This window comes from Nisaea sp. (assembly GCF_039990255.1).
Classification (GTDB): domain Bacteria; phylum Pseudomonadota; class Alphaproteobacteria; order Thalassobaculales; family Thalassobaculaceae; genus Nisaea.
Genome location: NZ_JBDXGG010000022.1, coordinates 43,366 through 62,605, shown reverse-complemented (window position 1 = coordinate 62,605; position 19,240 = coordinate 43,366). Strand labels below are relative to the sequence as shown.

The window sequence follows — 19,240 nt, the reverse complement described above, 5'->3', positions numbered from 1 at the left end:
AATTATCCGCCCGACCGGATCGGGTGAGCCGGAATACCGGCGGTTGAGGAACGGATCGTATGCCTGAAGTCATTATGAATGGTCCCGAGGGGCGCCTTGAGGGACGTTACGTCCACAGCAAGAAAGAAAATGCTCCCATTGCTCTGCTGTTGCATCCGCATCCGCAGCATGGCGGGACTATGAATAACAAAGTCGTTTATTCCATGTTCCAGAACTTTGTGAATCGCGGTTTCTCGACTTTGCGCTTCAACTTCCGCGGAGTCGGAAGAAGCCAGGGCGTGTTCGACCGTGGTGAGGGCGAGCTCAGCGATGCCGCCTCGGCTCTGGACTGGCTGCAGACCTACAATCCTAATGCCCCATATTGCTGGGTTGGCGGCTTTTCCTTTGGTGCATGGATCGGCATGCAGCTTCTGATGCGCCGCCCGGAGATCACCGGCTTCATCTCCATTGCCCCGCCGGCCAATATGTTCGATTTCACCTTCCTCGCGCCCTGCCCGGCCTCTGGCATAATGGTGCATGGCGATTCAGATGACGTCGTACCGCCGGACTCAGTGAAGAAACTGGTGGATAAGCTGTCCGCCCAAAAAGGCATTGTCATCGACCATGTCGTGGTGAAAAACGCCAACCATTATTTCACCAAACATCTTGAAGATGTGAACAAAGCGGTCACCGGCTACCTGAACAAATCCCTGCCGGAGAGCGAGCAGCTCGCCGAAGCCTCAAAATAACGCCGGGCTCAGTCTGGCTTGTGCAAGGTGCCGCCTGACAGCGGCACCGGCGCGCGGGTTGTACCAGGGAAGGTCAACGGCTTTCCCTGCAAACTACGAATTGCCAGATAACCAAATGCCTCGGCCTCAATGGCATCGCCGTTCCAGCCAAGATCGTCCGCTGGCGCAATGGGGGCACTCAATCGCTCTGCCAGCATGGCCATGAGTGTTGCATTGTGACGGCCGCCACCACAGGCGATCCATTGCCTTGCGGGATGCGGGAACCACCGTTCGGCCAGAGCGCCCGAGGCCGCCGAGAACGCTGTGAGCAGCGCGGCGCCATCCTCATCTGACAGACCAGAAACAGCTATCGTCGCGCGACGCGCGAAATGGTCCCGGTCGAGAGATTTCGGGGGCTGACGATCAAAATACGGATCACTAAGCAGATCCGCCAAACGTGCTTCGTCGACCCGTCCCTTTGCCGCTAAAATGCCACCGGCATCAAAACGCTCGCCACGCCGTGCCCTTACGAAATCGTCGACCAGAGCATTCGCGGGGCCTGTATCGAAAGCCAGCATTGATTCCGGACCAGCGCTTCCATCTCCGTCGATCCAGGTAACGTTCCCCACACCTCCGAGATTAAGCACAGCGGCCGAGGAGCCGAGCCGTCGCGTCAACGCCCGATGATAGACCGGCACAAGTGGTGCGCCCTCCCCACCGGCGGCGACGTCAGCAAGCCGCAGATCGAAAACAACGGGGCAGTCCGTCAGACGCGCCAGCATATCCGGCACCCCGATTTGAACCGTCCGGCGCTGCGCCGGTTCGTGCAGAACGGTCTGTCCATGAAAGCCTATAACATCGATTTCTGTGCTTTCCATACCTTCAGCGTTTAGCAGAGCAGACACAGCCTCCGCATGACGTTCGGTTAATTCGGATGCGACACCGGGCACATCGCCGACATTGCCCATGACGGATTGCAGCCGAGCCCGGAAATCATCGGGATACGGCGTGCTGAGAAAGCCGCACCGGCGCACTGTCCCCTCGCCGTCGCTCTCAACCAGAGCCGCATCGACCCCATCCATCGAGGTACCGCTCATCAGGCCGATTGCCCGGTATGTCTTCTGCCCGTTCACCACGACATCTCCGCGAAAACTCATTATCGAACGCACAAAGCCCGGCAAAACGGCGGTTCCGGTTGAGACCGGGGTAGCCATGTGCTAAGTGCTCGCGCCTTGGATTCTGACACATCTTCACCGGGAACACGACCATGAGCCAGTTCAAATCGGGCTTCATGCAGACCATGAGCGAGCGCGGGTTCGTCCATCAATGCACCGATAATGACGCACTCGACGAGATGCTGAACAACAAGGTCGTGACTGCCTATATCGGCTTCGATTGTACAGCCGACAGCCTGCATGTCGGTAGCCTGATCCAAATCATGATGCTGCGCCATCTGCAACGGGCCGGTCACCGGCCGATTGTCCTAATGGGCGGCGGTACCAGCAAGATCGGGGACCCGTCCTTCAAGGACGAGGCCCGCAAGCTGCTCTCGGACGACGACATCGAGCGCAACAAGTCAGGTATCAAGACCGTGTTCCAGCGCTTCCTCAGCTTCGGGGAGGAAACCAGCGACGCGATCATGTGCGACAATGCCGAATGGCTGGACGGGCTTGAATACATCCCGTTCCTGCGAAAGATCGGACAGCATTTCTCGGTCAACCGGATGCTCAGCTTCGACAGCGTGAAGACGCGCCTGGAACGCGAGCAGTCTCTAAGCTTCTTAGAATTCAACTACATGATTCTGCAGGCTTATGACTTTCTGGAATTGCGCCGACGGTACGGCTGCCAGTTGCAGATGGGCGGCTCGGATCAGTGGGGTAACATCGTCAATGGCGTCGAGCTGACCCGGCGGGTCGACCAACAATCAGTGTACGGTCTGACCACACCGCTGCTCACCACCGCCTCCGGCCAGAAAATGGGCAAAACGGAAAATGGCGCCGTATGGCTCAACAAGGAGCGGCTCTCGCCATACGATTACTGGCAGTTCTGGCGGAACACAGAGGACGCGGATGTCGGCAAATTTCTTCGTCTCTTCACCGAACTGCCGCTCGACGAAATCGGCCGGCTGGAAAAGCTGGAAGGCGCCGAGCTGAATGACGCCAAGAAGGTGCTCGCGAACGAAGCGACCGCCCTGCTACATGGCCGGGACGAAGCCGATACAGCGGCCGAGTCAGCACGCAAGACTTTCGAGCAAGGCACTCTCGGCGACAGCCTGCCACGCGTCTCCGTCGAAGCGTCGCAGCTTTCCGAAGGTCTCTGGATTGTCGATGCGATGCGTATTGCCGGACTTGCCACGACCAACGGTGAAGCCCGCCGGCTGATCAAGAATGGCGGTGCCCGGGTCAATGATGTCGCCGTTTCCGACGAGACACTGAAGCTCGGCAACGCGGACATCACCGATGGCGTGGTCAAACTGTCGTCCGGTAAGAAAAAGCACGTGCTGCTGGAAATCTGATTCACTGGGCTGCGGCAGTTTTCTGTTTTACAGAACTGCCGCAGTTTAGCGGCTGGTATCTTCCGCCGGCGGCTCGTCAGATTCAGGATCCTTGGGCGGCGCATCCGAAAACCGGAACAGATTGCGGAAGATTCCCGGGGTCAACGCAGTCAGAGGGTTGACCGAAACCAGCGGTTTTTCCAGCGGACCGGTCACTCCGAATTCCGACGCCAGGAACCCCTCGCCTTCACCGCCGGTTAAAAGCGTGCCGATCAGCGGAATTGAATCGATGAGCTCGTTCAGCACGTAGGCCGGGACGAGCATGCCATTTAAATCCATCTCGTCTTCAATGCGGTCAATCGACCCGGAAGCCGAAATACCGAGCGCAGCGCCTCGCGCCAAAAGCCTCTCCAGAACCACCACTTCCTCAGAGACATGCATGCCGATATCGAGGCTGGAAAAATGAATGCCCCGCCCTTGCACAACGGAAGGCAGCCCGGCAATTGACGCCGCGCTCAGTAGCTGGGCCATAACCGGCGCGTCGATCAGATTGAAATCGAGAACCGACAACGAGACATTCCATCCCGTGTGGCCGTCCCGCTCCTCGCGCATACCCGAAGCAACGAGTTTCCCACCCGCAATTGAGTCAAACCCCTCGAACGACTTCAGCATGTTTCCGGCATTCTGGGAGCGGATTTCAAATTGCGCGCTATCGTCAGCGGTCGAATAGGATAAATCGACCGGCTCCGTTCCAAGCAATCCATTTGCTGCGAAAGACAACGTCCCCGCTCCGTCGTTTTCCAGCAAGACGGTGACATCGCCCATCGGATCGAGGTCACCGATCAGCACCTGATCGACTCGTGCATTGACGACAAGCGGCAGATTTATCTCTCCCGACTGCCCGTCGAACTGATCAACAAGCGGGCGCAAATCGGCGAACGGGCCTTCGATATTCGCGGTGAGTCCACCGTCTCCATCCGCGGCAATCACCCCTGACAGGTCTGTCTTGCCGATCTGCAACCGCTCGACCGTCAAACGGCGCGGCAATTTCGTCTGGTCTGAAAACTCGACGGCCCCGGATGCGGCAAGGTCGCCAGTCGCGACCTGAAAACGGTCAATCGAGACCAGCGCATCGTTCCGCGTCTTCAGACTGGCCCGCAGCGTTCCCGCAGCACCCGAGGGTTTCTCCCAGGCAAGCTCATCAATATCTAGCTCGGTATTCTGCAATCCCAGGACGAGATCGATTGTCGCCTCGGTATCGGTCGCCTCCTCGATGGTCGCATCGAGCTCAACCTCCCCGCTGGCGAAGCGACGGATGTCGAACCCCAGATCCGCGAGTTTATCCGTATCCGGCCTCACAATGACATGGGTTCGGCGGCGGATCTCAGCCTCCTTGTCGAAGGATTGCAGGAAGCCAAGCTGCATAGGCAACCCGGAAAGTGCGCCACTGCCGTCCAACAGCATGCCGTTCTTATCGAGCCTCAGGGACATTTCCCCTTGATCGAATGGCAATCGCGTCGTGCGCGTGGGCAGCGAGACCTGAGAAAGCTGTCCCTCCGCCAAAATATCGACCATGTCGAACGTCATAACCCGGAGCAGCGGCATCTCAAAATGCATGCGTCCTTGCGCCGTTCCAGCAACCTCATCAGGAGAAAGACCAAGGGCGCGCGCATATCCGAAAGGCTCCGTATCGAGCACCCGGAGAATATCAGAGATCGGCCCGTCGATTTCGGCATCTATCATCGCGAAATCATCGCTGACTGTGTGAATGCCGGTGAGCGAGACATCTGCTCGTTTCAGCGTGACCCCGTCGAGGTGCCCTGTTGTTACAGCCACATCGAGGCGCTTCTCCGTGAAGCTCATCGTGCCGCCAACCTTAAGTGCCGGCGGAAGCGGTGGCAGATAATGCACCGTGACATCCTGGAATGCCAGATCGCCTTTGACGGCGACGTCCCTGAATCGGGTTTCCATGCCGACATCCATATGCCCTGTCACCTGGGCCTTGATCTCTGTGATAGTTCCTTCCTGCAGATTTTGCGTGGTCCAGCCACGTGCTATTTCAAAGAGCTCCGGGGGCCAGTAATCCTTGATGTTGTCCACCGGCAGGCCGGAGATCTTCGTCGAAAGCTCCAGCGCAGGGTTGGACAGGTCCGTGAGAGATCCCTGCAGCATGGCAACCATCTCGCCCCTCTCTAGGACGAAATTGCGCAGTGCCACAGAATCTTCGCGGCCATCATAGCCGATTTGAAAGCGCAGGCTGTCGTAGGGAAGAGGAGCCGATAGGACGGAGCCAACAGAAATCGCACCGTTCGTGGCGGTCGCGATTACATCGATGCTTTCCAGCGCGCGGAAGTCCTCCAGTGCAAAAGCGATGCTGCCGCTGAGCCTGCTCGACACAGAGAAATCGACAGGAAGTTCCGGAAGGCGGGAAAGAACAAGGTCTGGCGCCAGTCCCTGAAACAGAACCGAACCGTCAAGCGTGCGGCTTCTGTAAAAGTAATTGCCGTCTCCCCGAATTTCGACACTGTCGCCGCCTACCGAGAGATCCGCCCGCGCTTCAACGCGCCAGCCGTTGCGCTCACGCGCAAACGTGCCGTCAAAACCAGACATTCTGATGTTACCGAATTGTCCGGCGTCGTCTCTCACGCGCACGGTGGCGCGTCTCAGGGAGAACCTTTCAAGTCGCTCAAGACCAGCCAGTCCTTGCTTTTCGCTCTTTGGGGGCTCCTGCAGCACAGACAAAAGGTTACCGGCGTCCACATCCACGTCGCCGCCGGATGGCGTTGCACCATAGAGCGCATAGGACCCATCGAACCGCCGCTCCAGATTAAGGACAGGCTGATCAATGGCAATATGGACTGGCGCAATCTCGCCGAGCAGAAGCTGCGGCCCCGCCAACGCGATATCCGCGGACGGGGCAAACAAGATGAGACCGCCGGACTGATTGTTGAGGCGCAAGCTGGTCACCCGAACCTCGAACAACCGGCTCCAGCCACGCCATTCCATACTGAGCGCACCGAACGACGCTGTGCCGCGTTCAGCAGGGATAAGGGCTTCGGCAACCCGATGCTTCAAAAATTCGAGTGAGACCGGCTGCGTGCTGGCTCGCCAAAAAACCAGGGCCGCGAGCACGAGAATACCGGCAAAGATCGCAGCTGCGACTTCAAGGGCGATCTTGGTGGTTCTTATCAGCACGCGGGGCACTCTTGGCTCAGGATTGTTCCGCTTATCATAGGGTATGCCGACTGGCGACGTTAAAGACGATAATGACTATAAATCGTGGTGACACGAGGTGATCCGGAGGCCTGTCCGGTTGACGTCCGTCCTGACCGTGCGCACCCTTCACCAAGTTTAACCAATACCGGGGGCGTCGGTGTTTCTGGACCAAATAGAGCATTTCCCGGAAATAACGGATGCCGAGGCGGCCCGTGTCGGCCTCGAGCGCTGGCAGGAACAGCCCGGTCTGCTTTCAGACCAGGCCCTCACCGACAGAGCATGCTTCATAGCCGAACATCGGAACGGTGGGCGCCTGTTGCAAGGGCTCTTTGCAAACAGCCCCTATCTGACCCGGCTAATGATCAGGGACATCGGATTCGCCGCCGCCCTTCTCGAAGAAGGTCCGGACGCGACCGAAGCACGCCTGAAGGAAGAAGCCGCCGCCCTCGATCCTGCCACCCTGAGTACGGCCGACCTGATGACCGCTCTGCGTGTGTTGAAACGGCACTATTCGCTGACCACGGCCATAGCCGACATTACCCGGGTCTGGACGCTTGAGCAGGTTACGGGTGCTCTGAGCGACCTGGCCGACATTGCCATCTCCATCTCCTGGCGACACGCCCTGCATCTGCAAACAAGCAACGGCAAACTTCCCACCGCCGGCAGCGAAGACATTCTCGACGGCTCCGGCCTGATCTGCCTCGGCATGGGCAAGCTCGGCGCACGCGAACTGAACTATTCCAGCGACATCGATCTGATCGTTTTCTATGACAACGAAGTCCCGCAATACCGGGATGTCGAAGAACTGCAGAAGCATTTCGTGACCATGACACGGCTGGTGGTCCGGATGCTCGAAGAGCGAACAGCCGACGGGTATGTTTTCCGGACGGACCTGAGGCTGCGCCCGGATGCGAGTGCCATGCCGCTCGCCGTATCCACCGCCGCCGCCGAGATCTACTACGAAAGCCAGGGCCAGAATTGGGAGCGCGCTGCGCTGATCAAGGCACGTGCCATCGGATCGGACAGAAAAGCGGCTGTAGAGTTTCTCACCCGGATACGCCCGTTCATCTGGCGCAAGCATCTGGATTTCGCGGCCATCGAAGACATCCACTCGATCAAACGTCAGATCGCAGCCCACAAGGGCGGCACGAAAATCAAAGTCGAGGGTCACAATGTAAAACTCGGTCGCGGCGGCATCCGCGAAATCGAGTTCTTCGTGCAGACCCAGCAGTTGATCTGGGGTGGCCGGGATGCCCGGCTGCGCGGCATGAAGACCAACGACGGTATGGAAGCGCTCGTCCAGCTCGACAGGGTGAAACCGGACGTCGCAAAGGCCATGATGGATGCCTACCGCTTCCTGCGCACGGTCGAGCACCGTCTACAGATGGTGAACGACGCGCAGACCCATTCCCTGCCCGAAACAGCCGAAGGCCTCGCGCAGATCGCAGGCTTTCTCGGTATCGCCGATACAGACCGGTTCCGACGGGAACTGATCCATCAGCTCTCCACCGTCGCGCATCATTACGGCAATCTGTTCGAGGAAAGCGCACCACTCTCCTCCGGGAACGAGATCGAAGGTAGCCTCGTCTTCACCGGCGTCGATAACGACCCGGAGACTTTGAAAACACTGGCAGATATGGGCTTCGGCGATCCGGATTTCGTTGTCACCAGAATCCGCGCTTGGCATCACGGCCGCTATCGTGCGACGCGCAGCGAGCGCTCCCGGCAAATTTTGACGGAAATCGCCCCGGCTCTCCTGTCCTCGTTCGGCCAGGCGCCGGAGCCGGACGAGGCGTTCAGGCGGTTCGACCGTTTCCTGGAAGGCCTGCCCGCCGGCGTCCAGCTTTTCTCCCTGTTTCAAGCCAACCCGCCCCTACTGGAGATGCTGGCCGATATCATGGGCATGGCGCCTTCGCTCGCCCGTCAGCTCGGTCAACACCCCTCCCTCTTCGAGGGCGTCTTGACCCATGATCCCTCTGACCGTCTGGGCGACAAGGCCAGCCTTGCGTCGGAACTTGAGAGGGACCTGGAAAGAGCAACCTATTACGAGGACGTTCTCGATATCTCTAGGCGCTGGATCAACGACCAGCGCTTCCTGGTCGGCATTCAGGTCATGCAGGGCCGCGTCCCGGCCTCGCGCGCCGCTACCTGCCTGTCAGATATCGTGGATGCCGGCATTTCCGCACTACTGCCGCGGGTCGAAGCCGAGTTCGCGAAGCAGCACGGCAGAATTCCGGACTGTCCGCTTCCCGCTCTTGCGGTCATCGCATACGGCAAACTTGGCGCCCGGGAACTTTCCGCCAGCTCCGACCTCGATCTGGTGTTCCTGTACGACGCCCCTTTCGATGTCGAGTCGGATGGGGAAAAACCGCTGGCTGCCAGCACGTACTTCAACCGGTTAGGCCAGCGACTGATCGCCGCCCTGACTGCGCAAACAGCAGAAGGCGGTCTCTTTGACGTCGATACACGACTCCGCCCGAACGGAAATAAGGGCACGATGGTGCCAAGCTACGAGGGCTTCGAGAAATACCATCGAGCTGACGCATGGACGTGGGAGCGGATGGCAATGACCAAGGCCCGGGTCATCGCCGCATCGCCAACCTTCGCGGACAAACTCACCAGATTCTTCAGGGAAATGCTCGGCGCGCCGCGAGATCCGGACAGGCTGCTTCGCGATGTCTCGGCAATGCGAGAGCGAATCGCGAAGGAACATCCCAGCACCTCCCATTGGCAGATCAAGCACTGGCGGGGCGGCCTGGTGGATCTGGAATTCATGGCGCAATACCTGTTGCTGAAGCATTGCGGCGATCATCCAGACTTGATCTCCGGTAATACGGCGGATGTATTCGACCAGCTGGCTGAAAAGGGTCTGATGGACACCGGGCTGGCCGACCATCTGTCGGCGACGACACGGCTGTGGCGAGCAATTCAGTGGGTGTTACGCCTCACCGTGGATGAGAATTTCGATCCCCAATCCGCTCCCGAAGCTCTCAAGGCGCGGCTGGCCAGAATTGCCCGAGTCGAGACTTTCGAGGATCTGGACCGCATCATCGAAAAGCGTGGCGCCGATGTCCGTGAGGCTTTCGCTAACCTGATCGACGCCCCGGCAGCGGCACTCCCTTGCCCCGATCCAGAAGCACAGGAATGAGCCTGGACATGGTTGCGGGCCTCTCCGTCCTCCTGTACCAAGATCACAATATCTTGACGCGATAGATGCGCGCGCCCACCAGACTTGGACTTTTTTCCCGATGATGCATGCCGTTCGCCCGGATCCTGAGAGCGAGAAATACCGCGTTCTGAAGGGGATATTCGGGTTCGACGGTTTTCGACCGGGCCAGGAAGCCGTCGTCGACGCAATTCTGAGTGGCCGCAATGCGCTCGCGGTGATGCCCACCGGCTCCGGAAAGTCACTCTGCTTTCAGCTCCCTGCGCTGGTCCGCGGCGGATTGACTGTCGTCGTCTCTCCACTCGTTGCACTGATGCAGGATCAGGTCGCCGCCCTGAAACTGGCGGGCGTGCGGGCCGAGACCATTAACTCGGCGAAAGACCGGGCGGAGAATGTCGATATCTGGCGCCGTGTCGCGGCTGGAGAGGTCGATTTGCTCTATCTCTCCCCAGAACGATTGATGACGGACCGCATGCTGGCCGCTATCGGCAAGCTGCAGCTCTCCTTCCTCGTGGTTGACGAGGCCCACTGCATCTCGCAATGGGGCGCCTCCTTCCGGCCGGAATATGACGATCTCGCCCGGCTGCGGGACATCTTTCCGAACGTGCCGATTGCCGCCTTCACCGCCACCGCCGATCAGGTAACCCGCCTCGATATCGCCGAGAAGCTGTTCCGCAGCGATGCGGAGATGTTCGTGCATGGCTTCGACCGGCCGAATATCCGGCTCGACGTGACGCTCCGTTCCGACTGGAAGCGCCAAGTGCTGGATTTCCTTGGTTTGCATGAAGGCGAAAGCGGCGTGATCTACTGCCTATCGCGCAAAAAAACGGAAGAGACCGCCGCCTTCCTGCGGGAGAAAGGCTTCAATGCCCTGCCCTACCATGCCGGACTGGCGAAAGAAGAGCGTGACCGCAATCAGGACGTCTTCATGTCCGAAAGCGCGGTCATCATGGTTGCCACCATCGCCTTTGGTATGGGGATCGACAAACCGGATGTGCGCTTCGTGCTGCACACGGACATGCCGGGCAGCGTCGAGGCCTATTACCAGGAATTCGGCCGCGCCGGACGTGACGGTGCACCCGCACGGGCTCTGATGCTCTACGGCCTCGACGATATCCGCATGCGCCGGATGTTCATTGACCAGGAGCATGACGACGGCGATCGGCGGCGGCGCGAGCATAAGCGGCTGGACGCGCTGATCGCCTATTGTGAGGCAGCAGAATGCCGGCGGCAGTCCCTGCTGCGCTATTTCGGGGAAGAGTCCGAGCCCTGCGGCAATTGCGATGCCTGCCTGGAGCCGATGGATCTGGTCGACGGCAGCGGCGAAGCTGTACTGGCGTTGAAAACCATTCAGGCCACGGGTGAGCGCTTCGGCACGGTGCATATCGTCGACGTACTGCGCGGCGGCAATACGGAGCGTATCCGCAAGTTCGGCCATGAGAGTGTCGAGACCTATGGAGCCGGAACCGCGCATAACGCAAAGGACTGGCAATCCCTGATCCGCCAGCTCGTCGCCAACGGGTTCCTCACTCTCGACATTCAGGGCTTTGGCGGTCTCTCAGTCAGCGACAAAGGCCGCACCTTGCTGCGCGGCGAACTTCCGTTCCGCTACCGCCGGGACAGCCTGCGCCGCGAACGACAGGGCAAGACGGCACGCTCCACCAGTGTTCCGACTGAGACAATGAACAGCCAGGAGCTGAAACTCTTCAAGGCCCTGAAACAGCTCCGCTCGGAAATCGCCCGGGAAGGCAACGTGCCTGCCTATGTGGTCTTCACTGACCGCAGCCTCGCCGACATGGCCGCCAAGCGCCCGACCTGCAAGGAAAGCTTCTCGGCGGTCCATGGGGTTGGCGAGGCAAAACTGGAGAAATTTTCCGCACCTTTCATTGATCTGATCCTTAAGCAGGACAAAACCTGATCCGGCGGCAGATCTACGTTTCGAAATATGACCACCGACCTGCTATCTAAAGAGGTCGTTTCACCTCCTTAGCTTACGGAGTGCCTCAGTGCCCGCCACTGCGCCCAAAAGAGCATCGCGCATTTTTAAACATTTCCTGAAATATGTTCTGCCTCTCTTGGTTGGAGCCTCCACGTTTGCAGCCTTCGAGCTCGGCGCGGATCACCTGATCGGTGATCTACGGGATCCTGTCATGGCCGGTCTTATGTTTGCCTGGCTGTTCGGCGCCATGCTATGGGGAGCATTCGGCGTCGTTCGTCATGCGGACCGGCTGGCGGAAGCCTTGGGTGAACCCTATGGCACACTGGTCCTCACCCTGGCCGTGGTCGGCATCGAAGTTGCTCTGATCGCCGCTGTTATGCTGACGGGAGAAGCTGCACCGACGCTTGCCCGCGACACCATGTTCGCGGTGCTCATGTTAGTACTGAACGGGCTGGCAGGCGCATCTTTGCTGCTCGGAGGCTTGCGCCACGGGCAACAGGATTACAATTTGCCCGGGGCTCGCGCCTTCATCGCCGTCCTACTGCCCCTTGCGGTTTTTGCGCTGGTCCTGCCGAACTTCACAACATCAACGCCGAACCCGACCTTCGATCCGTTTCAGGCTGCTTTTTTCGCCTGCATTACCGTCCTGCTCTACGCTGTTTTCCTCGGCATCCAGACCACCCGGCACCGTACATTCTTCGAGGAACCGGAAGCTCCCGGTGACGGGGAAGCAGCAGCGGATGCGTTCCACCCCGACCAGGTTCTGGAACGGAAGCCGACCGCGTGGTTCCACGCGGGGTTCCTGATCCTGACTTTAGCCCCCATCATTCTCTTGGCAGAAAGACTGGCCAAGATTGTCGATTTCGGGATCGTCGAAGCCGCCGCACCTCCCGCCATCGGCGGTGTGATCATCGCGCTCCTGGTCCTGATGCCTGAAGGCCTTGCCGCTCTTAGGGCGGCGCGGGCCAACCGGCTACAGCGCTCGGTCAATCTCTTACTCGGCGCCGCACTCTCTACAATCGGCCTGACCGTACCAGCTGCACTCGCCATCAGTCTTGTTATCTCACAACCGATTACCCTCGGCCTCGACGAGACCTCCATGGTCATGCTCCTTCTGACCTTGGTCATGAGCAGCCTGACATTCGGCGGCATCCGTACCAGCGTGCTGCAGGGGGCGGTGCATCTGGTTCTGTTCCTCGCCTTCCTGATGCTGATCTTCAGCCCATGATATGGCGCCCCGCCTTGACGACCGGACGCTCTGCGCCAAATAGGTCGTTAACCTTGTAACTTTCCTGCTCTGGAGTTTCTCGAATGGTCGATGTCGGCGAAAAAGCACCTGATTTCAACATGGCGACGGATGGCGGCGGCAGCGTCTCGCTAAAGGATCTCAAGGGCAAGAAAGTGGTGCTCTATTTCTACCCGAAAGACGATACGCCCGGCTGCACCAAAGAAGCCTGTGCCTTCCGCGATGCGATGCCCGACTTCTCTGGTATCGATGCCGAGATCATTGGAGTATCCAAAGATCCTGTCGCAAAGCATGACAAGTTCAAAACCAAGTACGACTTGCCCTTCATGCTTGCTTCGGACGAGGAAAGCGACGTGTGCGAGCGCTTTGGCGTCTGGGTCGAGAAAAACATGTACGGCAAGAAGTACATGGGGATCGAGCGGGCGACATTTCTGATCGATGGAAATGGCGTCGTGCGTCATGTCTGGCGCAAGGTGAAAGTCCCCGGACACGCGGAAGCGGTGCTTGAGGCTGCAAAGGGAGTATAGCCCAAGCTTGATTTCGGTCTTCTGTTAACCAATCTGATTTCAGTCAGCCTCGCATCCGTTATTTCCCGAAATGGATGCGAGGCAAAGAATAACTTTTTATTTTGAATATATTGATCTCTTCGACGCCACGTCGGATGCATATCGTCTGAGTAGAATTACATACACTCGTAACCCTTATTGCATTTATATATAATTTGATGTATTAACCATTATTCAGACTTCGAAATTGCGAAAGCGTGGTCAGAATGACCTCGATATTGACCAACCCTTCGAGCATGACCGCTCTCAGAAATTTTGGGGCGATCCAACGCTCCCTCAGCATGGTTCAGAACCGTGTATCGACAGGTTTGCGTGTGACAGGAGCAGTCGCGGACGCATCGAACTTCGCTATTGCACAAGGTGTCAGGACCGAGATCAGAGCAATAGATGCTGTCATCAAGGGGCTGAATAACGCCAAAGGAATCGCCAAAGTGGGTATAGCCGGCGCAACAGCCGTCTCGGACCTGATGGCGGACATCCGCAAGAAAATCACCGAAGCTGCTAATCCGGCCAATACAGCCCAGCAGCAGCAAATTCTTCAGAACGATTATGAAGAATTAATCGCGCAGTTCCGCCAAATCCTGGAAAACTCGTCTTTCAACGGTCAGAACGTCATTGTCGAGCAGGCGATTGCCTTCAACCTCGCGATAGGCACTCCGAACAACGTCAACGTTCTCTCGAATATCAATGGTGGCACCCTGACCGTCCGAGGCCATCACCTGGATGTAAGCTACGCCGTTCTCAACAATGAAGATGTCAGCACGTCGGCAAACGCCCTCGACGCCCTGGCGGAGTGGGAAACGGAAATGGTCAATATCGGCGAGGCTCTCGGTGAGCTGGGGGCCGATATGCGTGCGCTCGAACTGCAGACCGAATTTCTGGAAAGTCAGCGCGACGCGGTGGAGGAAGGTCTAGGTAACATTGTCGATGCAGATCTCGCCCGGGATAGTGCACGCCTGACGAGTTTCCAGGTTCAGGAACAACTCGCCGTACAGACCCTGAGTCTTGCCAACCAACGCCCGCAGACTTTACTCGGCCTATTCCAGTAAGAGAGACCGGCAAAACAGTCTTACAGCGCCGTCACCAAACGCAAAGCATCGTAGATCGCTGCATGGGTATTCCTGGCCGCGATGGCATCACCTATGCGGAAGAGCTGATAGTCGCCCTCTGCATTGCGAACAACCTCCTGCGGTCGCCCATCGATGAATGCTTCATGATCCACCTCACCCAGATTGCTGGAACCCGGGCGGAGCTCGAAGTAAATGTCATCCAGCGGACGGGTACCGTGATTGACGACAACCTGATCGACCTGACGTTCCCGCATGACGCCGCCATAATCGCTACCGACCGTGGCGAGCAGACTATTGCCCTCGCGCCGGACGGCATCCAAACGCCAGGTCACGGTGAATGTTACATCCCGCTTCTGAAGTTCACGCATCGACGGTGTCAGAGACATCGCCATAACCTCGGATGCAAAGCTCCTGTCACGCGTCATGATCTCGATCTTTGCCCCGGCCCCGGCAATTTTTTCGGCTGCCTGGAGCCCGGCATAGTCACCGGCATCATCATAGACAAGAACGTTCAAACCAGGCTGAACATCGCCGGACAGGATATCCCAAGCAGAGACCACGAGCTCGTTGCCCTCACCCAGAACTTCCGTATGCGGCAGACCTCCGGTCGCGACGATCACCACATCCGGGCTCTCGGCACGAACCATCTCTTCATCGGCAAAGCTGTTGAAATGAAAAGTCACCCCCATCCGGGTGCATTCCTGGAAGCGCCAGTCGATCAGAGAGATCATTTCCTGCCGTCGTGGCGTGAGGGCCGTAAGGCGGACCTGCCCGCCCGGATCGTTCGCCGCTTCATGCACGATCACCTGATGGCCTCTCTCCGCTGCGACGCGCGCGGCTTCAAGTCCGGCGGGACCGGCTCCGATTACGACAATGCGGCGGGCTTCTTCCGCCTCCGGAATTTCATGCGGCTGTTCCAGCTCCCGTCCGGTGGACGGGTTATGCAGGCAAAGCGCCATGCCGCCCTGATAAATCCGGTCGAGGCAGTAATTCGCTCCGACACAGGGGCGGATGCGCTCTTCCTCGCCACGCAGGATCTTGGCAACGATATGAGGGTCGGCCATATGAGCGCGGGTCATGCCGACCATGTCGAGCTTGCCGCTGGCGATCGCGTGGCGCGCCGTCGCGACATCCTGGATCTTTGCAGCATGGAAGGTCGGAAAGTTTGTCTCGGCGCGAATTTCGCCTGCGAAATCAAGATGCGCCGCACTCTTCATGCCCTGCACAGGGATCAGGTCCGTGAGGCCCGCGTCGGTATCAATATGGCCCCTCACAACATTGAGGAAGTCCACCATCCCGCTATCCTTCAGACGGCGCGAGATTTCCATCCCCTCGTCCTTGTTCAGACCGCCGGGCAAGCATTCGTCGCCCGTATAGCGGATGCCGACGATGAAATCGTCACCGACCTTCTTGCGGATGGCCCGGAGCGTATCGAAGGTGAAGCGCAGACGGTTGTCGAGACTGCCGCCGTAGGGACCGTCAAGGTCGTTCGTCAACGGTGACCAGAACTGATCCATCAAATGCCCGTAGGACTGGATCTCGATCCCGTCCAGTCCTGCCTCTTTCATCCGCTCGGCGGCGTCCGCATAGTCCTCAATGATCCGCGCGATGTCCCAGTCCTCGGCCTTCTTCGGAAAGGCCTTGTGCGAAGGTTCGCGCTCATGACTGGCAGAGACAACAGGCAGCCAATCGGCCTTGTCCCAGCGGGTACGGCGGCCAAGATGTGTCAACTGGATCATCACCGCACAGTCATGATCATGACATTCGTCCGTCAACGCGCGCATCCAGCCGACAACCTCGTCCTTCCACGCCAGGATGTTGTTGAAGACCGGCGGGCTGTCACGCGAGACGGAAGCCGAGCCAGCGGTCATCGTCAGCGCCACGCCAGCCTTTGCACGCTCCACATGATACGCGCGGTACCGCTCCTTCGGCATCCCGTCCTCAGGGTAAGCCGGCTCATGAGAGGTAATCATCAGCCGGTTTTTCAGCGTCAGATGCTTCAGAGTGTAAGGCTGGAAAAGCGGATCAACGGACATGCGGACCTCCTGCGTTTCCAAATGATTTTACAAAATGTTCATATATGTCAAGTTTAAGTTCATTGATGTCCATTTCTCTGGTGCCACGGCGCCCCTGCCGCTAAACTCGCCAGCATGGACACAGAAACATCTGCAGATAACGAGCGGAAAACCTCAGGCTGGCGCGGCTCTCGAGAGATCTGGCTTGACGCAGCGAAAGCAGCCTTCCTCGAAAACGGCATTGATGCGGTAAAAATACAGCCGTTGGCCAACCAGCTGGAATTGTCACGCACAAGTTTCTATTGGTTTTTCAAGGATCGCTCGGCGATCCTCGCGGCCCTTCTTGAACAATGGGAGGCGAAAAATACCGGCGGTATTGTCTCTGCGTGCAATGCATATGCAGGGACTGTCGCGGAGGCGATGCTGAATGTGACGGGTGTTTTCCTCGACGATGACCAGTTCGAGCCCCGTTTCGATTTTGCCATTCGGGGATGGGCCCATCAATCCAGTACGATTATGGCGCGCGTCGCGGCGGCTGACGAGATCAGGCTGGCAGCGATCAGATCGATCTTTGAGCGTTTCGCCTTTGATCCGGGCGAAGCGGATGTCCGCGCCCGCACAATCTACCTCGTCCAGATCGGCTATATTTCAATGCAGGTGGAAGAGGCGCTTGCGCTGAGGATGGAGCGGATTCCGGCCTATGTGAAAACCTTTTGCGGCCACGCCCCGACACAAGACGAATTAGCGCGTTTTCAAGCGCATCACGGATTCATTCCCGCTTGAACGAGGCGGCCCGGGTCACCCCGCACCGGGCCGGTTATTCCGGCGGCATCGGAATGTCCGGCCATGTCTCGGTGACATCGGCCTGCACAGGACGTTCAAGATAGGTCGACAGCACAACAAAGCTCCGTGTCCCCCGGACGCCCGGCAGTACATAGAGCTGGGATAAGAATTCCTCCATGGCCTGCGCGCTTGCCGTCCGCACCTTGAGGATAACGCACGTATCTCCCGCTACCGAATGCATCTCCTCAACCTCCGGAAAAGCACGCAACCGGAGCATGCGCTGGCTTTTTCCCCAGCCATCCGCGTCGACATGCACGAAGGCGAGGAAGGGCTTTCCCACGGCCGCACCGTCAAGCCGCGCCGAGGTTCCGGCAATAACGCCTTGCGAACGAAGACGCTTTACACGTTCGAAGACAGCAGGCGCCGACAACCCAGCGCTCTTGCCAATATCGGCATAGGTCTGCCGTGCATCCTCGGTCAGCGCGCTTAAGATCTTTCTGTCGAATGCGTCCAGGTCGGTGAACCGAATACTATTCTTTTGAAGAATTTCTTTTTCCGCCTTCATTCGATGAAACCTCTCTTTAGCCGAATAATCTTCTGCTTTAGCGAACATAGATCAAAGGAGAGCTAAAAATGAAATCATCACTGATAAATCCATCCACCGGGATCTATCCGGCAGAGGATTACGCACACGGCATTCTGCTCACCGGTTTCGACAAGCTCCTGTTCGTCGCCGGAACCATGGGGCTTGCACCCGACCACAAAGCCCCGACCACTGTTGAAGAACAGCTTGTTCTGGTCTGGGAAAATCTCCGCCGGATCCTGGATGAAGCCGAAATGGGGGTCGACAACATCGTGCGCCTGACCAGCTACATGCGGGACGGCAGCTATGCGGAAGTCAATCGCGACGCCCGGCTCTCCGCCCTTGGCGGACGGCGCATTCCGACCACGGCAATCGTGGTGGAAACACTCGAGCCGGACTGGCTCATCGAGATCGAAGTGATCGCGGCCGCATGAGCCTAAAGCCGGAATCCGTAAGGTAGCAGCCGGTCGATATCGAGAATGTCGGCGGTAAAATCCGCATCGCCCGTATCCATCATGATCAGGGCCGCGTCCTGCGCCTCGTCCCGATCGATGAATTCTCGCATCACCTGCCGACAAATGCCGCAGGGAGAGCGGTCCGGGAGCGGGCCGTCGAGGCTATCTGCCGTGGAGAGGGCGAGGAACTTGATACGGCGAAAGCCTTTCGCGGCGGCGGCATGCAGCGCGTTACGCTCACCACAGATCGTGGCGCCGTAGGAGGCGTTCTCTATATTCGCGCCAGTGATGACGTTCCCCGCAGGATCATCCGCCATGATGACGGCTGCCCCGACATGGAAATGCGAATAGGGCACATGCGCGTTCGACGCCGCCGTGCGGGCAGCCTTGACGAGATCGCGCAGCAGCGCCGGATCCGCCATCACGCGTTTCTCCGGAATGTGCAGCCCGGCGACGCGATACTGTCCCACTTCGGTCTCGATAACCGTATCGGCGGACTCTATCGCAGGCAGGACAATTTCGATCTCCGACATCGGCCTAATGCTTATCTCCATAGACGGCAGCAGGATCATAGGCCTTGCCATCTTTCACCACGCGGAGGACCGCTTTGCCGTCCTCAATCGAGGCTGCGCGGTAGAAGCAGCTATCATAACCGACATGGCAGGCTGGTCCGGCGATCACACGCAATAGAACCACGTCCTGATCACAATCGACCCGGAGCTCGACCACCTTCTGTATATGTCCGCTTGTCGCACCCTTGTGCCAGATCTCGGACCGGGACCGGCTCCAGTAAACAGCTTCACCCAGCTCCAGCGTTTTCGTCAGCGTTTCGCTGTTCATGAAGGCGAACATCAGAACCTCACCGGTCTCCGCGTGCTGAGTGATGCAGGGGATCAGGCCGTCCGCATCGAATTTCGGCTGCAAGGTCGAACCTTCCTCAAGGTCCGCTTTATCGCCACGTTCTGAAAACAGGGTGTTCGTCGACATGGTTATCGCTCCA

15 protein-coding genes are annotated in these 19,240 nt (G+C 58.4%); 9 read left to right on the top strand and 6 right to left on the bottom strand.

Annotated features, from left to right (window positions below):
* Nucleotides 1-59: 59 nt before the first annotated feature.
* Nucleotides 60-728 (top strand): alpha/beta hydrolase, encoded by a 669-nt coding sequence (locus ABJ076_RS19620; protein ID WP_348192764.1) that lies wholly within the window; start codon nt 60-62, stop codon nt 726-728.
* Between the two features lie 8 nt (nt 729-736).
* Here the strand turns inward: ABJ076_RS19620 and ABJ076_RS19615 are convergent, their stop codons facing one another.
* A complete protein-coding gene (locus tag ABJ076_RS19615; protein WP_348192762.1) occupies nt 737-1,864 on the bottom strand; it encodes an anhydro-N-acetylmuramic acid kinase in 1,128 nt (375 codons plus the stop codon).
* 110 nt (nt 1,865-1,974) lie between these two features.
* Here ABJ076_RS19615 and tyrS point away from each other — a divergent pair, with 110 nt between their 5' ends.
* Nucleotides 1,975-3,222 carry a tyrosine--tRNA ligase gene (gene tyrS, locus ABJ076_RS19610; protein WP_348192759.1) on the top strand — a complete coding sequence of 416 codons (1,248 nt, stop codon included), beginning with the start codon at nt 1,975-1,977 and terminating at the stop codon, nt 3,220-3,222.
* 45 nt (nt 3,223-3,267) lie between these two features.
* On the opposite strand, the gene ABJ076_RS19605 is transcribed toward tyrS, so the two are convergent.
* Nucleotides 3,268-6,396, bottom strand: a complete 3,129-nt coding sequence (locus ABJ076_RS19605; protein ID WP_348192756.1) for an AsmA-like C-terminal domain-containing protein — start codon at nt 6,394-6,396, stop codon at nt 3,268-3,270.
* A 178-nt stretch (nt 6,397-6,574) separates the two neighbouring features.
* Between ABJ076_RS19605 and ABJ076_RS19600 the strand changes: the two genes are divergently transcribed.
* The 5 genes from ABJ076_RS19600 (at nt 6,575) to ABJ076_RS19580 (ending at nt 14,383) form a co-directional block, all read left to right on the top strand.
* Entirely contained in the window at nt 6,575-9,565 is a 2,991-nt protein-coding gene (locus ABJ076_RS19600; RefSeq protein ID WP_348192754.1) for a bifunctional [glutamine synthetase] adenylyltransferase/[glutamine synthetase]-adenylyl-L-tyrosine phosphorylase, read from the top strand.
* Between the two features lie 100 nt (nt 9,566-9,665).
* Nucleotides 9,666-11,501, top strand: a complete 1,836-nt coding sequence (recQ, locus tag ABJ076_RS19595) for a DNA helicase RecQ (protein ID WP_348192751.1) — start codon at nt 9,666-9,668, stop codon at nt 11,499-11,501.
* Nucleotides 11,502-11,733: 232 nt separating this feature from the next.
* Nucleotides 11,734-12,750: a sodium-potassium/proton antiporter ChaA gene (locus tag ABJ076_RS19590; protein WP_348202646.1), complete on the top strand. Its 1,017-nt coding sequence runs from the start codon at nt 11,734-11,736 to the stop codon at nt 12,748-12,750.
* Nucleotides 12,751-12,833: 83 nt separating this feature from the next.
* The gene (gene bcp / locus ABJ076_RS19585; RefSeq protein ID WP_348190676.1) at nt 12,834-13,295 is read left to right on the top strand and encodes a thioredoxin-dependent thiol peroxidase; all 462 of its coding nucleotides are present in this window, start codon (nt 12,834-12,836) and stop codon (nt 13,293-13,295) included.
* A 245-nt stretch (nt 13,296-13,540) separates the two neighbouring features.
* Nucleotides 13,541-14,383, top strand: a complete 843-nt coding sequence (locus ABJ076_RS19580; protein ID WP_348190673.1) for a flagellin — start codon at nt 13,541-13,543, stop codon at nt 14,381-14,383.
* 20 nt (nt 14,384-14,403) lie between these two features.
* Here ABJ076_RS19580 and ABJ076_RS19575 read toward each other — a convergent pair whose 3' ends face one another.
* A complete protein-coding gene (locus ABJ076_RS19575; RefSeq protein ID WP_348190670.1) occupies nt 14,404-16,440 on the bottom strand; it encodes an NADH:flavin oxidoreductase in 2,037 nt (678 codons plus the stop codon).
* Nucleotides 16,441-16,554: 114 nt separating this feature from the next.
* Here ABJ076_RS19575 and ABJ076_RS19570 point away from each other — a divergent pair, with 114 nt between their 5' ends.
* Entirely contained in the window at nt 16,555-17,202 is a 648-nt protein-coding gene (locus tag ABJ076_RS19570; RefSeq protein ID WP_348190667.1) for a TetR/AcrR family transcriptional regulator, read from the top strand.
* Nucleotides 17,203-17,236: 34 nt separating this feature from the next.
* Here the strand turns inward: ABJ076_RS19570 and ABJ076_RS19565 are convergent, their stop codons facing one another.
* Entirely contained in the window at nt 17,237-17,767 is a 531-nt protein-coding gene (locus ABJ076_RS19565) for an Lrp/AsnC family transcriptional regulator (RefSeq protein ID WP_348190664.1), read from the bottom strand.
* 68 nt (nt 17,768-17,835) lie between these two features.
* On the opposite strand from ABJ076_RS19565, the gene ABJ076_RS19560 reads away from it, so the two are divergent.
* A complete protein-coding gene (locus tag ABJ076_RS19560; protein ID WP_348190662.1) occupies nt 17,836-18,219 on the top strand; it encodes a RidA family protein in 384 nt (127 codons plus the stop codon).
* Nucleotides 18,220-18,221: 2 nt separating this feature from the next.
* On the opposite strand, the gene ABJ076_RS19555 is transcribed toward ABJ076_RS19560, so the two are convergent.
* The gene (locus ABJ076_RS19555; protein WP_348190659.1) at nt 18,222-18,773 is read right to left on the bottom strand and encodes a cytidine deaminase; all 552 of its coding nucleotides are present in this window, start codon (nt 18,771-18,773) and stop codon (nt 18,222-18,224) included.
* A gap of 4 nt (nt 18,774-18,777) precedes the next feature.
* Nucleotides 18,778-19,227: a phosphoribosyl-AMP cyclohydrolase gene (gene hisI / locus ABJ076_RS19550; RefSeq protein WP_348190657.1), complete on the bottom strand. Its 450-nt coding sequence runs from the start codon at nt 19,225-19,227 to the stop codon at nt 18,778-18,780.
* Between the last annotated feature and the right edge of the window lie 13 nt (nt 19,228-19,240).

Bases quoted from the DNA above. Each gene is read 5' to 3' on its own strand.
- ABJ076_RS19615 (WP_348192762.1), bottom strand. From the start codon at position 1,864: ATGAGTTTTCGCGGAGATGTCGTGGTGAACGGGCAGAAGACATACCGG.
- bcp (WP_348190676.1), top strand. From the start codon at position 12,834: ATGGTCGATGTCGGCGAAAAAGCACCTGATTTCAACATGGCGACGGAT.
- ABJ076_RS19580 (WP_348190673.1), top strand. From the start codon at position 13,541: ATGACCTCGATATTGACCAACCCTTCGAGCATGACCGCTCTCAGAAAT.
- ABJ076_RS19555 (WP_348190659.1), bottom strand. From the start codon at position 18,773: ATGTCGGAGATCGAAATTGTCCTGCCTGCGATAGAGTCCGCCGATACG.
- ABJ076_RS19570 (WP_348190667.1), top strand. From the start codon at position 16,555: ATGGACACAGAAACATCTGCAGATAACGAGCGGAAAACCTCAGGCTGG.
- ABJ076_RS19590 (WP_348202646.1), top strand. From the start codon at position 11,734: ATGGCCGGTCTTATGTTTGCCTGGCTGTTCGGCGCCATGCTATGGGGA.
- ABJ076_RS19560 (WP_348190662.1), top strand. From the start codon at position 17,836: ATGAAATCATCACTGATAAATCCATCCACCGGGATCTATCCGGCAGAG.
- hisI (WP_348190657.1), bottom strand. From the start codon at position 19,227: ATGTCGACGAACACCCTGTTTTCAGAACGTGGCGATAAAGCGGACCTT.
- recQ (WP_348192751.1), top strand. From the start codon at position 9,666: ATGATGCATGCCGTTCGCCCGGATCCTGAGAGCGAGAAATACCGCGTT.
- ABJ076_RS19575 (WP_348190670.1), bottom strand. From the start codon at position 16,440: ATGTCCGTTGATCCGCTTTTCCAGCCTTACACTCTGAAGCATCTGACG.
- tyrS (WP_348192759.1), top strand. From the start codon at position 1,975: ATGAGCCAGTTCAAATCGGGCTTCATGCAGACCATGAGCGAGCGCGGG.
- ABJ076_RS19620 (WP_348192764.1), top strand. From the start codon at position 60: ATGCCTGAAGTCATTATGAATGGTCCCGAGGGGCGCCTTGAGGGACGT.
- ABJ076_RS19565 (WP_348190664.1), bottom strand. From the start codon at position 17,767: ATGAAGGCGGAAAAAGAAATTCTTCAAAAGAATAGTATTCGGTTCACC.